Origin of the sequence: Streptomyces sp. NPDC093094, assembly GCF_044754345.1 — a bacterium.
GTDB lineage: Bacteria > Actinomycetota > Actinomycetes > Streptomycetales > Streptomycetaceae > Streptomyces.
Genome location: NZ_JBIVOX010000020.1, coordinates 116,918 through 130,760, shown reverse-complemented (window position 1 = coordinate 130,760; position 13,843 = coordinate 116,918). Strand labels below are relative to the sequence as shown.

The following is a 13,843-nucleotide window of genomic DNA, read 5'->3' as shown; positions in this document are numbered from 1 at the left end:
TGGCTCCGCCACATGACCCTCCGCGCCGCACACCGATCGCACGCACCGAACGCCGCTCCTTCTCCCACGGAGATCCGCCAGAAGGGCCCTAGTCGTCCGGCAGGATGACCTTCCTCGGTCTGCACGGCTCGGCCACGCCGGTGGTCTCGTAGAACTCGACGGCGCGCGGCCGGGAGTCCCCTCTGGTGTTCTCGAAGGCCAGCACGTTGCCCCGGCGCAGGGTGACGTCCCAGCGCGCCTCCATGGGGACGACGGGGACCCGGTGCCCCCGTCCGTCGATCGCCACGAGGGCGGAGGTGACGTCGCTGCGCCCGCAGACGTAGCCGGGAGCGAGGACGTCGACGGTCACGTGGATGCCCCACGCGCTCACTTTCGCCGCGAGTTCGCGCTGGTCCGCGACGCTGATGTCCTGGTCCCTGACGGTGAGCCGGACGCTGCCGTCGCTGTGGCGCTCCACCGCGTACGCCTTCGCTTCCGCGGGTGAGCCGGGCAGGGCCGGCGCGGCCAGCCAGGCCGCCGCGCAGGCCGCCGCGACGACGGCGAGCCGTGGCGGGGTGAGGATCCCGGACCGCGGGGACCGGCCGCGTGCGTCGGCCCTCGTACGGGCTCCGTCCGGGGCGACGGCCTCGCCGGTCCGGGCCTCCCGCAGTTCGATCTCCCTGTTCAGCGCGTCCAGCAGCCGGTCCTCGAACCGCGTCCCCGTGCTCATGCTTCTCCCCTCGTGACACGCAGCAGTGAGGCGCCCGGCGCCCCCGGGCCCGCCGAACGCGGCGGTACGGCGACGGGGTTCGGTTCCGTGGCCCCGCCGGGCCTCGCCTCCGTGGCCGCCTCGGCCTCCGTCTCCGCGCGCAGGGCCTTGCGGGCCCGGTGCAGCCGGACCCGGGCGGTGACCGTGCGGATGCCCAGCGCGGCCGCCGCCTCCGTGACCGTGAGCTGGTCCACCGCGACCAGTTCCAGGACCGCTCGCTCGCCGCCGGGCAGCCGCGCCAGTGCGGCCAGGGCGCGCCGCCCGGGGCTCTCCGCGTCGATCCGGTCCTCGATACGGGCGATGTCGTCGGCGTCGAGCAGCCGTCGCCCGCGGATGCGCAGATCGCGCCGGGTCTCCTGGGCGACGCGGCGGCGCTCCGCCGACACGACGTTGCGGGCGATGCCGTACAGCCAGGCCGTCTCGCTGCCGAGGCGCGGCCGGTAGGTGTGGGCGGAGTCGAGCACGGCGAGGAAGATCTCGGCCGTCAGGTCGGCCGCGGTGTGCGGGTCCTCGACCCGTCGGGCGGCGAAACGCATCACCCCGTCCACGTGACGCCGGTAGAACTCCTCGAAGAGCTTCGGGTCGCGCGCCGCCGCGGCGAGCCCGCCCTGTAGCCGTTCCCCGTCGTGCACATGCGTCTCCTTCTCGTCGGCGGTCCGCCGGTCCTCGTCGCCGGAACGTGGTGAGTCCTTCGCGGTCTCACCTGTACTTGGCACGAGGTGCGAAGAGCGTTACGGAGGGACCGCCGCGAGAGTGGAGGGGTCTGTCAGGCGTCCCACCGGGCGAAGGGACGCGGCGGGGCGTGACGTGCGGCGGACCGCGGCGGCAGGGCCCGCCCGGGCGTGCGCCCTCGGCCGGCGGCAGGACGGGGGTCCACCGTCGCGCAGAACTCCTCAGGGGCGGCCGGCCCCGCTTCCCGGCCCCCGCTTCCCGGCCCCCGGTTCCGCCGGGGCGGCGCGCTCCGCCCGGGCGGCGTACGGCCACGGGCACTCCGCCGACGGCCCGTCCGGCGGAGCTCACCGCCCTCCGGCCCGCCGGGCGGCGTCCGGGTCAGCCGGCGAGGCGTGCCGGGAATCCGCCGACCGCGACCGGGCCCCAGCGGCGCGGGGTGATCCGGATGAGGGACTTGCCCTGCTCGACCATCGCGGTGCGGTACTCGTCCCAGTCCGGGTGCTCTCCGGCGATGTTGCGGTAGTACTCGACGAGCGGCTCGACCGAGTCCGGGACGTCGAGCACCTCGGCCTCCCCGTCGATCTGCACCCAGGGCCCGTTCCAGTCGTCCGACAGGACGACGATGCTCACCGAGGCGTCCCGGCGCGCGTTGCGGGTCTTGGCCCGTTCCGGGTAGGTGGAGACGACCAGGCGACCGGAGTCGTCCACTCCGCAGGTCAGCGGGGAAGCCTGCGGAGACCCGTCGCCGCGGCGGGTGAGGAGCAGGGCGCGGTGGCGGGGGCGGACGAAGTCGAGGAGACCGGCGAGGTCGACCCGGGTGTTCGAGGCGATCGAGCGAGGCATGGCGGGATGTCGGCTCTCTGTCGTAGGAGCGGCACCGGCGCGTCGGACGGGCCGTGTGGGTCCGGGCCGGCGGCCGGGGCGGGGCCGCCGGCCCGCGGGGCGTCGGCGGCGGCCGTGTCGCGGCCCCACCGGGACGCCCCGACAGGCAGAGCCCCTGGGGGACGCCCGGTCAGCGTGTCTCGACGACGACCTCTTCGATGACGACGTCCTTCAGCGGGCGGTCGTTGCGGGGGTTGGTCTCCGTCCTGACGATGGCGTCGACGACCTTCTTGCCGGCCTCGTCGGCGACTTCGCCGAAGATGGTGTGCTTGCCGGTGAGCCAGGCGGTCGGCGAGACGGTGATGAAGAACTGGGAGCCGTTGGTGCCCGGTCCGGCATTGGCCATGGCCAGCAGATAGGGCTGGGTGAACGCCAGGTCCGGGTGGAACTCGTCGGCGAACTTGTACCCGGGCCCGCCGGTTCCGTTGCCGAGGGGGTCGCCGCCCTGGATCATGAAGCCCTCGATGACCCGGTGGAAGACCGTGCCGTTGTACAGCGGTTCCGAGCTCGGCTGCCCCGTGTTCGGATCGACCCACTGCCGTTCGCCCTTGGCGAGTTCCACGAAGTTCCGGACCGTCTTGGGCGCGTGGTCCGGCAGCAGCCGGATCACGATGTCGCCCTGGTTGGTCTTCAGCGTCGCGTACAGCTCTTCCGTCATCATGATCCTTCGCTACGTCTGCGTCCCACGTGTTCCGGCCAGTCTCCCGGCCGGACGGAGGGACCCCGGGCGACGACACGGCAACACACCCGCACGGGTGGCGGACCGGAGCCCGGGGTGACGAGAAAAAGGGGCCCGGCTGACGCCGGGCCCCTCGTTCACGTGGCGGGGATCAGCCGCGCACGATGTTCTCGGCCTGGGGGCCCTTCTGGCCCTGGGTCACGTCGAAGGTGACCTGCTCGCCCTCCACCAGCTCCCGGTAGCCGTTGCCGCTGATGTTGGAGTAGTGGGCGAAGACGTCCGGGCCGCCGCCGTCCTGGGCGATGAAACCGAAGCCCTTTTCGGCGTTGAACCACTTCACGGTGCCGCTGGCCATGCTGCTTGTCCTTCGATATCGCCGAGAGGTCCCGGCTGGTCTGTGGGTGAGGCCGTCCGTCTCCGGAAAGCCCCGGCGTCCGTTCTACCCTGTCGGAGCCCAGTTATCCGACTCATTTTTGTACATGCCTGGGAACTCCGTGAAGTCGGGGTGGGCCGTCGGCCGGTCAGACACCGGGGACAGACGGGTGAAAACGGGCGGACTGCAGCAATCCGGCGGCGCCACGGACGGCCGCGGTGTGCGGGGCGGGGACCACCCGCAGCGGCGCCGGCAGCAGGGCGGTGAGCCGTCCGGTGAGGCCGGGACGCAGGGCGCCTCCGCCGGCCAGGAGGACGCCGCGACCCAGGGCCTCCTCGGTGAGACCGGTGTGGTCCTGGCGGAGCATCTCGGCCGGCATTCCGGCCACAACGTCGGCCATCTGCACCGGTTCGACCGTTTCATCCAGGTCGACGGTGCCCAGTGCGACGCGACGGGCGTCGGCGACGGCGCCGTCGCTCAGCAGCACCACCTCCGTGACATGTGCTCCCAGGTCCACCACCAGCAGGGGGCGGGAGAGGTCCGCGCCCGCGGCCAGGGCGACGCTCCGGGCACCGGGCACGGTCAGGACACTGCGCGGTTCCAGCACCTCCAGGGCCGCGCGGACCCGGGCGTGACAGGCCGGCCCGTCAAGGACGTGAACTGTGACAATGATCATGGGGCGGGCGAGGCGGGGCAGCCGGTCGGCGAGCAGGTGCCGGAGCATCCGGGCGCAGCCCTGGATGTCGACGACGGTGCCCCGCCGGACGGGGTGGACCACGCCGGTGCCGGAGTGCGTCACGGTGGGCACGTCGACGACGACACCACGTCCGGCGATCCAGGCGCGGGTACGGGCGCTGCCGATGTCCAGGGCGACGCCGCAGCACCACCGGCACATCGGCCGGGGCCGGTACCGGGAAGGGGCAGCGTACGGACGACGGTGTGCGTCGGTCACGGGAGGGCCTCCCCGACCTGCTGGCAGGGGGCGCAGCGGCGGACCTGCGGCACGATCATCAGCCGTTCCCGGTCGATGGGGCACCGGCACACATGGCAGGCGCCGTACGAGCCGTCGTCCATCCGCGCCAGGGCCGCCTCGACGTCGGTGAGGACCATGCGGGCGGAGGCGGCGAGCTTGACGCGGACCTCCGTCTGCCCGGCGGCCCGCCGTGCCTGCCGGTCCTCCGCGCGGGATCCGGCGGCCGCGGCGAGCCTGCGCAGTTGCTCCTGGCGGAACAGGAGCTGCTCCCGCAGGTTCTCGCGCAGCACGGCAAGGTCTTCGGCGGACAGGTGGGGCGTGCTCTCTCCGATGGTCCGTCGGTTCACCACGTCGCCCCTCCTCATGGCAGCGCGCAGCATCGGTTCGGGCGGCGGTCAGACGGTGCTGCGCTGGCAGGAGACGCAGCACCGGGTGTAGGGCAGGATCTCCAGCCGCTCCGCGGGAACGGGCCTGGCGCAGCCCAGGCAGGTTCCGTAGGTGCCGTCCTCGACCCGGACGAGGGCTTCCTCGATCTCCTTCAGCACCCGCTGCGCCGCGGCCTTCTGCTCGGACAGCAGATGGGCGTCCACGCTGGGGCCGGTCTCACGAAGGGCCTCCAGCTGTGCCAGCCGGGAGGTGCGGGCGTGCTCCAGGCGCTGCCGCACGTCGTCCCGGTGGGGGTCGGCCTGGGTGGAAGGGAGCGACATGGTGATGTCCTTTCTGGGCGGCACCCCTCACGCCGTCGCCGGACGGGTCCGGAAGGCGGGCGGCCCGGCAGCGTGTCCGGGCCGCCCGCCGGAGGGGTGGTGTCTCCACCCTGGCCGGACGGGCAGGGCGCCGGCCATCGGGCGCGGACCCCATTCGGGGCGGGGCGCGGACCCCATGCGCGGACGTCATGGGTGGCGCTGCCCGGGCGAAATGGGGTCCGGGTCCCATCGACGGGGAGAGACGGACCGGGAGAGGCTGTCGCAGGCTCTCCCGACGCCCGACGCCCGACGCCCGACGCCCGACGCCCGGCCACGCGGCACGCGGCACGCGGCACGCGGCACGCGGCACGCGGCACGCGGCACCGTGGATGCCCGGGACGGTCGCGCGGTGGCCGACAGTGGAGGTGAACGGTCGGAGCGAGGAAAGAGGGAGGCGCGAGCCGGTGTCGTTGTTCTGGCGGATCTTCGCCCTGAACGCCGTGGTGCTGGGCTCGGCCACGGCGCTGCTGCTGTGGGCGCCGGTGACCGTCTCGGTGCCGGTGGTGCTCACGGAGGCGGTGATCCTGGTCGGCGGCCTGGTGGTCATGCTGTTCGCCAACGCCGCGCTGCTGCGGCTCGGTCTGGCCCCGCTGGACCGTCTGACACGGCTGATGGCCACCGTGGACCTGCTGCGTCCCGGCCAGCGCCTGCCCGCTCAGGGAGGCGGCGAGGTCGCGGAGGTCATCCGTACGTTCAACGCGATGCTCGAACGGCTGGAACAGGAGCGGGTCGCCAGCAGCGCCCGGGTGCTGCTGGCCCAGGAGGCCGAACGCCGCCGTATCGCGCAGGAGCTGCACGACGAGGTCGGCCAGAGCATGACCGCGATCCTGCTGGGGCTGAAGCGGGCCGCGGACAGCGCGCCCGGCCCGCTGGGCGAGGAACTGCTGGAGATCCAGGAGATCACCCGGGACAGCCTGGACGAGGTGCGCCGCCTGGTGCGCCGGCTGCGGCCCGGTGTGCTGGACGATCTGGGACTGGTCAGCGCGCTGACCTCGCTCACCGAGGACTTCGCCACCCACACGGGGCTGAAGGTCGCCCGTCGTTTCGATGCCGAACTGCCCGCCCTGGATCCGGAGACGGAGCTGGTCCTCTACCGCGTCGCCCAGGAGTCGCTGACCAACGCCGCCCGCCACGCGGACGCCGGACAGGTCACCGTGGCGCTGCGGCTCGCCCGTGACAGAGTGGTGCTGACCGTCACCGACGACGGCCGCGGCATCACCGCTCCGCGCGAGGGCGCCGGGATCCGGGGCATGCGCGAGCGGGCCCTTTTCATCGGGGGCGGCCTGGAGGTCGCCCCGGCCCCCCGCACCGACGCCGACGCCGACGCCGACGCCGAAGACGACGCCGGGGCCACGGTCACCGGCACCGGCACCGGCACCGGCACCCAGGTCACGCTCACCGCGCCCGTCTCCCGAAAGCAGCTCTGACGACATGCCCGACACCCCCACGAGCCCCGGCCCGGACACGGGGACGATCCGGATCCTGCTCGCCGACGACCACGCTCTCGTCCGCCGGGGTGTGCGTCTGATCCTCGACCGGGAGCCGGACCTCGAAGTGGTCGCCGAGGCCGGGGACGGTGCCGAGGCCGTCGAACTGGCCCGCACCCACGACGTCGACCTGGCCGTGCTCGACATCGCCATGCCGCGTCTGACCGGGTTGCAGGCCGCCCGGGAACTGGCCGCGCTCAAACCGGGCCTGCGGGTCCTGATGCTCACCATGCACGACAACGAGCAGTACTTCTTCCAGGCCCTCAAGGCCGGGGCCAGCGGGTACGTGCTGAAGTCCGTCGCCGACCAGGACCTGGTGGCCGCGTGCCGGGCCGCGATGCGCAACGAGCCCTTCCTGTACCCCGGCGCGGTCACCGCACTGATCCGCAACTACCTCGACCGCGTCCGCCACGGCGAGGAGACCCCCGACCAGATCCTGACCCCCCGCGAGGAGGAGGTCCTCAAGCTGGTCGCCGAGGGCCACTCCTCCAAGGAGATCGCCGATCTGCTGTTCATCAGCATCAAGACCGTCCAGCGGCACCGTGCCAACCTGCTGCACAAGCTGGGCCTGCGCGACCGCCTCGAACTCACCCGCTACGCCATCCGCGCCGGCCTGATCGAACCCTGACCGCATGCACGACCCGGCTCGCACCGCCCCCCGCCGCCGCAGAGGCACCTCGCTCGTCCTCGCGATGCTCGCGGCGCTCGTCCTGGTGCTGTCGGCCGCGCCGGCCACATCGGCCGTCGCGGGCCAGGCAGCTCAGGCAGCTCAGACGGGTCAGGCGGGCGGACCGGCACCGATCCGGGCGGCACAGACCGGCGCCCCTGACCACGGCGCCCCTCACCACGGCCCCCCTCGTCACGGCGCCCCTCACCACGACCCCACTCGTCACGACACACCGCGCGCCGACGCACCGCGCGCCGACGACGAGTCCGCGGCCACCCGCACGGTCCTCGCGGCCGCCCGTGACGCGCGCGGCGACCACCCGGCGCCGCGCGGCCACGTCACCCCCTGCTCCGAGGACGGACCCGTCCCTCCGTGGCGGGCGGCGCCGCGCCGGGCGACGACCGGACCTGTTCACCCCTGCGAGCCCCGCCAGAACCCCGACCGCGGGCGGGCACCCCCCGCGGCCTCCGGCACCTGACCTCACCTTCCCCTCTCCTCATCACGCCCGCCGCACCACCTCACGTGGCCGCGGCGTGCCCGCCGGAGGCTTCCCGTGACCCGCTCACACCGTCTGAGGGCACTGCTCGCCCTCGCCGTCATCGCCCTGTCGCTGTACATCGCCGTCACCGTGCCGGTCCGCCTCGGCCTCGACCTGCGCGGCGGCACCCAGATCGTGCTCCAGACCCGCCCCACCGCCCCCTCCGACACCGGCCGCGAGGCCACCGACCGCGCCCTGGAGGTGCTGCGCGGCCGGATCGACGCGCTCGGCGTCGCCGAACCCACCCTCGTCCGCTCCGGCGACGACCGGATCATCGTCGAACTGCCCGGTGTGCAGGACCCGCAGAAGGCCGCCGACATCCTCGGCCGCACCGCGCAGCTCACCTTCCACCCGGTCCTGGGCACCGCCGGTCACGGCACCCCGGGGGCCTTGCCGGAACGGCCCGGCGAAAGGGTTCTGCCGGACGAGTCCCGCACACCGCTGCGGCTCGGGGCCGCGGCCCTGAACGGCGGACACGTCGAGAAGGCGGCCGCCCGGTTCGACCAGCAGACCGGCGCCGGCTGGCACGTCACGGTCGACTTCGAGGGCGCCGGCCGGGACGGCTGGGCCCGGCTCACCGGCGAGGCCGCCTGCCGGCCGCCCGGCGACCCGGCCCGCCGCGTCGCCATCGTCCTCGACGACAAGGTCGTCTCCTCCCCGCAGGTCGACCCCTCCGTCGTCTGCGGCACCGGCATCCGCGACGGCGCCACCCGGATCACGGGCTCCTTCGGCCCGGACGAAGCCCGCGAGCTGGCCCTGCTCGTCAACGGCGGCGTGCTGCCCGTGCCCGTCGAGACGGTCGAGCAGCGCACCGTCGGCCCGGCCCTGGGCGCGCAGGCGATCACCGCCAGTGCCTGGGCCGCGGCCGTCGGCACCGCGGTCACCGTGCTGTTCATCGTCGTCGTCTACCGGCTGATGGGTCTCATGGCCGCGATCGGCCTGGTCTGCTACGGCCTCGTCTCCTACGCCGCCCTCGCCGCGATCGGCGCCACGCTGAGCCTGCCGGGTCTGGCGGGCTTCGTGCTGGCGATCGGCATGGCCGTGGACGCGAACGTGCTGGTCTTCGAACGGGCCCGTGAGGAGTACGCGGCCCGCCGCCGTCCCAGCGCCCGCTCGGCGCTGGCGGCCGGCTTCCGCAACGCCCTGAGCGCCATCGCCGACTCCGGCGTCACCACGCTGATCGCCGCCGCTCTGCTGTTCTTCCTCGCCTCCGGTCCCGTGCGCGGCTTCGGTGTCACCCTCGGCATCGGCGTACTCGCCTCCCTGTTCAGCGCGCTGGTGGTCAGCCGGGTGCTCGCGGAGTACGCGGCGAGCCGTCCCCGGCTGCGGCGCCGTCCCGGTCTCACCGGGATCGCCGGCACGGGCGCGCTCCGCGCGCACCTCGCACGCCGCGACCCTCAGCTGATGCGCCGTCCGCGCCGCCGGCTGGCCACGGCGGCCGTGGTGCTCGTCCTGGCCGGCTCGGGCATCGCGGTGCGCGGCCTCGACCTCGGCGTGGAGTTCACCGGAGGCCGTCTCGTCGAGTACACCACCGCCACCCGGGTCGACCCCGACCGGGTGCGTGCCGCCCTCGCCGACGCCGGGCATCCCCGGGCCGTCGTCCAGTCCTCCGGCGACAGCGGTCTGACCGTGCGCACCGGGACACTGACCCATGCCGAGGAGGCCGAGGTCACCCGCACCGTGCGCGGCCTCGCCCGGGGTGCGGACAAGGTCCGCGACGAGCAGATCGGCCCCAGTCTCGGCGCCGAGCTGCGCCGGGGCGCCCTCATCGCCCTGGCCACGGCGCTCGGGGCCCAGCTCGTGTATCTCGCGGCGCGTTTCCGCTGGGTGTTCGGCACCGCGGCGGTCGCGGCCCTCGCCCATGACGTGGTCATCCTCGTCGGCGTCTTCGCCTGGCTCGGCAAGCCCGTCGACGGTGTCTTCCTGGCGGCCCTGCTCACCGTCATCGGCTACTCGGTCAACGACTCCGTCGTCCTGTTCGACCGTGTCCGGGAACTGGCCCGGCGCTTCCCCGCGGCACCCCTGTCCGGCATCGCGAACAAGGCGATCCTGCAGACTCTGCCCCGCACGGTGAACACCGGCATGGGCGCCGTGTTCATCCTGACCGCCCTCGCGGTGCTCGGCGGTTCCTCGCTCACCGACTTCGCCCTGGCCCTGCTCGTCGGGGTGACCGTCGGCACGTACTCCTCCGTCCTGACGGCGGCCCCCGTCGCCGTCGAACTCCACCGGCGGTGCGCGGCCCGGCGCACGCCGCGCACCGCCTGACACGAGAGGACGACGGCGCCCGTACGCGCGCCGTCGTCCTCTGCCGGGCGGGCAGACCCGGGGATCCCTCCGGTTTTCGCCGCCGCGGGCGCTAGGCTTCGCGCGGCACGGACATGACGGGGGCTGAGTGCATGAAGTCCGAGGAGATTCCGCGGTGGGCGTCCGCCCTGGACGCGGTCGTGGTGTATGCGCAGGGTGCGATGTGCAGCCGTCTGGCGCGGGGCGCCGTGCCGCCGCAGGGGCGGGTACGGGTCACCGGGCTGCCCCGCTCGATGGACCCGGGCTCCCTGCGCGCCCGTGTGGTCGGCGGCGCCGGGGCGCGGGTCACCGAGGTCCGGGTGGAGGTGGACGCCGAGCCTGCCGGCACCGGCTCCTCCGACGCTCTGCGGGAGGAGAAGGAACGGCTGCACGACGCCCACGCCGCGGTGCAGGGACAGCGCGACCGGCTGCTCGCCCGGATCAAGGAGATCACCGATCTGCGCCCGGTCCCGCCACAGCGCAGACGTGAGGACCCGCACCGCCGCACCCCCGTCGAGGCGTGGCTGACGCTCGCCGGCTTCGTCGACGAACGGCTGACGGCCCTGCACCACCGCCTCGCCGAACTGGAGGAGGAACTGCGCCGCGCCGAGCACGAGCTCGACGTCGCCACCGACCGCTGGAGCCGGGCCTCCACCGACGTGCCGTCCGCCCACGTCGAGACCACCGTCTGTGCCGTCCTGACCCTCGACGGGGCCGGGGACGTCGAACTGGAGCTGGAGTACGGCGTCCCGGGCGCGGTCTGGGTCCCGGCCTACCGGCTGACCCATCGTCAGGGCGCGGACTCGGGCAGTCTCGTGCTGCGGGCCTCGGTCGCCCAGCGCACCGGGGAGGACTGGACCGGGGTACGCATCGCCCTCGCCACCGCGGATCTGCGGCGCCGCACCGACCTGCCGAAGCTGCGCTCGCTGCGGATCGGCCGCCGTCAGCCCGCCCCCGCGCCGACCGGCTGGCGGGAGCCCCCGACGGGGCTGTCCGACCTGTTCACCGGGTACGACTCGGCGGGCCCGCGGCCTCAGGCACAACCGCAGCCGCAGGCACAACCGCAGCCGGACATGAGTTCCACGATCGTCGGGGCCGCCCTCGTGCCCCCCGCCTTCACCGGCGGTCCACCCGTGCCCGCTCCCGTGGCCCCTCCCGTCCCCATGCCCCCGGCGGCGGCGCTGTACGGCGCGGCGCCCGCGAGGCCCGCCGACCCGGGCGGTCTGCCGCGCGCCCAGGCGGCGCCCGACCTCGCGCGGGCGAGGCGGTCCCAGCCCGGCCGCCCGCAGGGAGGCGGGGCGTCGTTCGCCGCTCCCGCCGTGCCACCGGCTCCCTCCGGCCCGGTCGCCCCGCCGCCACCGGCGCCCCCTGTCCCGGTGACCGGTCCGCCGCAGCCCACCGGTGACGAACTCGACTACGCCGCTCTCGTCCTCAGCGGCCCCGGCGAGACCGCGGACCGCAGAGGACGCCTGTTCCCGGACACGCCCTTCGACCCGGTGGCCGCCGAGCACCGGCGCCGTGCCGAGGCGGTGGCCTCGCTGCCGCTGCCCGGGCACGCCGCACGGCCCCGCCTGTCGGCGGGGTCCTTCGACCACCGCTACGACGCCGTCGCCCGCGCGGACATCCCCTCGGACGGCACCTGGCACACCGTCACCATCAGCGAGATCCCGGTCGGACTGCGCACCGAGTACCTGTGCGTGCCGTCCGTGGAGGAGCGGGTGTACGCGACGCTGGTGCTCTCCAACGCCACCGGTCAGGCGCTGCTGGCAGGCCCGGTGGAGGTCACGGTCGACGACGACTTCCTGCTGACCGCGGCACTGCCCACGCTCGCGCCCGGCGGCGTCCGCCGTATGGGGCTCGGGCCCGCGGAAGGCATCCAGGTCACCCGGCGCGCACACCTCGACGAGTCGACGGCGGGCCTGCGCAACAACGTCACCGTGCTGACCCACCGGGTGCAGGTGGAGGTGGCCAACCGGCTCGCCCGGCCCGTCTGCGTCGAGGTCCGTGAACAGGTGCCCGTCACCTCGGACACGGACATCCGGATCGAGGAACGGGCCGACTGGAGCGTCCCCGACGGCTCCGCCGGGCCCGATCACCACGCCCCCGGCACCCGCGTGTGGCGTGTCGAGCTGCCGGCCGGGGGCACCGCCGCCCTGCACGGCGGCCACGAGATCCGTATCCCGGCCGCGAAGGCCCTGGCCGGCGGCAACCGCAGGAGCTGAGACACACCATGTCCACGGATCTGGAACCGATCCCCGCGCCCGTCACCGCCGTCACCTGCCTGGAGGACCGCGCCCAGGTCGAGCGCACCGTCGCCCTCGACCTGCGGGCCGGAGTGCAGCGGCTGCGGCTCGGGCCGGTCAGTGCGCTGGCCGTCGACCGCACGCTGCACGCCGAGCTGGCCTCCGACCGTCCGGCGAGCGTCCTCGACGCCCGGATCGTCCGCGCCTGGACCCCGCGCGGGCCGCTGCCCGCCGTGGACGACTCGGCCCTGCGCCGGCGCGTGCACGCCCTGGAGGAGGAGCGGTTCGCGCTGGACCGGCGCACCGCCCGGCTGCGCACCCGCCTCGACCTGCTGGGCCGTCTCGCCGCCGACCTGCTGCGCGAGATCGGCGAGGGAACCGGCTTCGGCGAGACGGACACGACGCGCTGGGCCGAGGAACTCGACCGCGTGGACGACGAACGCGACGACCACAGCGAGCAGCTGCGGGCCGCGCAGGCCCGGCTGACGGCGCTCGCGGCCGAACTGCAGGAGACCCGTGACGCCCTCCGGCTGTCCGAGCAGCAGCCCGCCGAACTGCTCGGCCATGTCGAGCTGACCGTCCGGGCCGAGGCCGACGGGCCGGCCCGGCTGCGGCTGAGCCATCTCGTGCCCTGCGCACTGTGGCGCCCCGCCTACCGGGCCGTGCTCGACGGGAACGCCCTGACGCTGGAGACGGACGCCATGGTCTGGCAGCGCACGGGCGAGGACTGGACGGACGTACGCCTGACGCTGTCGACGGCCCGCTCGGCCTCGGCGACCGAGCCACCGCGCCTCGCGGAGGACCGGCTGACGCTGACCGACCGCTCCCCCGCCGAACGGCGCACGGTCGAGGTGGAGATGCGCGAGCAGGAGATCTCCGACCTCGGCCCGGCCCCGGTGCTCGGCCTGCCCGGCGTGGACGACGGCGGCGAGACCAGGGTGCTGCACTCCCCCGCGCCCGTCTCCGTCCCCGCCGACGGGCGTGCCCACCGCGTGCCGCTCTCCTCGGTCACCACGGCCGCGCGCAGCGAGTACGCCTGCTCCCCCGAGCTGTCACCGCTGGTGACCCAGGTGGTGCGGTTCGACAACGCGTCCGGGCACGCGCTGCTGGCCGGGCCCGTGGACCTGGTGCGCGGCAGCGGGTTCAGCGGCCGCGGCACGCTGGACTTCACCGCTCCCGGCGGGCCGGTCGAGCTCGCTTTCGGCAGCCACGACGACTACCGGGTGCTGCGGTACGCCGAGGAGTCCCGCGACACCGCCGCCATGACCCAGCGGACCACCGTCACCCGCACCGTGCGTCTGCACCTGTCCCGTTTCTCCGCTCCCGGGGCCCAGGGCGATCAGGTGGTCGCCCTGCGGGAACGGATCCCGGTCTCCGAGGTCTCGGCGGTGGACGTACGGCTGCGCAAGGAGGCGTGTTCCCCGGTTCCCGACGCGGTCGACGACGAGGGCGTCGCCCGCTGGGACATCACCCTGCCGCCCGGCGGCCGCCGCAGCGTCACCCTGGTGTACGAGCTCTCCGCGAGCGGCAAGGTCACCGGTCTGTGAGCCGC

General features: G+C 74.4%; 14 protein-coding genes. 6 read left to right on the top strand and 8 right to left on the bottom strand.

Features of this window, described 5'->3' with window-relative positions; all coding sequences use genetic code 11:
- Nucleotides 1-88: 88 nt before the first annotated feature.
- The 8 genes from ACIQGV_RS32760 to ACIQGV_RS32725 all read right to left on the bottom strand — a co-directional run bounded on the left by ACIQGV_RS32760 (nt 89) and on the right by ACIQGV_RS32725 (nt 5,034).
- Nucleotides 89-709, bottom strand: coding sequence for a hypothetical protein (locus ACIQGV_RS32760; RefSeq protein WP_402501093.1), 621 nt, complete (start codon nt 707-709; stop codon nt 89-91).
- Complete coding sequence (locus tag ACIQGV_RS32755) at nt 706-1,380, bottom strand: RNA polymerase sigma factor (protein WP_402501112.1); 675 nt, start codon at nt 1,378-1,380, stop codon at nt 706-708. The genes ACIQGV_RS32760 and ACIQGV_RS32755 overlap by 4 nt, the downstream gene beginning before the upstream one ends.
- A 418-nt stretch (nt 1,381-1,798) precedes the next feature.
- On the bottom strand, nt 1,799-2,263 hold the full coding sequence (locus tag ACIQGV_RS32750; RefSeq protein WP_402501090.1) for a PPOX class F420-dependent oxidoreductase: 465 nt from the start codon (nt 2,261-2,263) through the stop codon (nt 1,799-1,801).
- Between the two features lie 169 nt (nt 2,264-2,432).
- Complete coding sequence (locus ACIQGV_RS32745) at nt 2,433-2,960, bottom strand: peptidylprolyl isomerase (RefSeq protein WP_402501109.1); 528 nt, start codon at nt 2,958-2,960, stop codon at nt 2,433-2,435.
- 172 nt (nt 2,961-3,132) lie between these two features.
- The gene (locus ACIQGV_RS32740) at nt 3,133-3,336 is read right to left on the bottom strand and encodes a cold-shock protein (protein ID WP_356687060.1); all 204 of its coding nucleotides are present in this window, start codon (nt 3,334-3,336) and stop codon (nt 3,133-3,135) included.
- 166 nt (nt 3,337-3,502) lie between these two features.
- Nucleotides 3,503-4,306: a rod shape-determining protein gene (locus ACIQGV_RS32735; RefSeq protein WP_402501086.1), complete on the bottom strand. Its 804-nt coding sequence runs from the start codon at nt 4,304-4,306 to the stop codon at nt 3,503-3,505.
- Nucleotides 4,303-4,677: a TraR/DksA family transcriptional regulator gene (locus tag ACIQGV_RS32730; protein WP_402501083.1), complete on the bottom strand. Its 375-nt coding sequence runs from the start codon at nt 4,675-4,677 to the stop codon at nt 4,303-4,305. Before ACIQGV_RS32730 ends, ACIQGV_RS32735 begins: the two co-directional genes overlap by 4 nt.
- A gap of 45 nt (nt 4,678-4,722) precedes the next feature.
- Nucleotides 4,723-5,034, bottom strand: coding sequence for a TraR/DksA family transcriptional regulator (locus ACIQGV_RS32725; RefSeq protein WP_402501080.1), 312 nt, complete (start codon nt 5,032-5,034; stop codon nt 4,723-4,725).
- Nucleotides 5,035-5,477: 443 nt separating this feature from the next.
- Here ACIQGV_RS32725 and ACIQGV_RS32720 point away from each other — a divergent pair, with 443 nt between their 5' ends.
- From ACIQGV_RS32720 to ACIQGV_RS32695, 6 genes are all read left to right on the top strand, one after another.
- On the top strand, nt 5,478-6,500 hold the full coding sequence (locus ACIQGV_RS32720) for a HAMP domain-containing sensor histidine kinase (RefSeq protein ID WP_402501077.1): 1,023 nt from the start codon (nt 5,478-5,480) through the stop codon (nt 6,498-6,500).
- Between the two features lie 4 nt (nt 6,501-6,504).
- Complete coding sequence (locus tag ACIQGV_RS32715) at nt 6,505-7,188, top strand: response regulator (RefSeq protein ID WP_402501074.1); 684 nt, start codon at nt 6,505-6,507, stop codon at nt 7,186-7,188.
- Nucleotides 7,189-7,192: 4 nt separating this feature from the next.
- The gene (locus ACIQGV_RS32710) at nt 7,193-7,705 is read left to right on the top strand and encodes a hypothetical protein (protein ID WP_402501071.1); all 513 of its coding nucleotides are present in this window, start codon (nt 7,193-7,195) and stop codon (nt 7,703-7,705) included.
- Between the two features lie 75 nt (nt 7,706-7,780).
- Nucleotides 7,781-10,030, top strand: coding sequence for a protein translocase subunit SecD (gene secD / locus ACIQGV_RS32705; protein ID WP_402501068.1), 2,250 nt, complete (start codon nt 7,781-7,783; stop codon nt 10,028-10,030).
- Between the two features lie 131 nt (nt 10,031-10,161).
- Entirely contained in the window at nt 10,162-12,270 is a 2,109-nt protein-coding gene (locus ACIQGV_RS32700; RefSeq protein WP_402501065.1) for a DUF4139 domain-containing protein, read from the top strand.
- Nucleotides 12,271-12,278: 8 nt separating this feature from the next.
- Nucleotides 12,279-13,838, top strand: coding sequence for a mucoidy inhibitor MuiA family protein (locus ACIQGV_RS32695; protein ID WP_402501062.1), 1,560 nt, complete (start codon nt 12,279-12,281; stop codon nt 13,836-13,838).
- Nucleotides 13,839-13,843 lie beyond the last annotated feature (5 nt).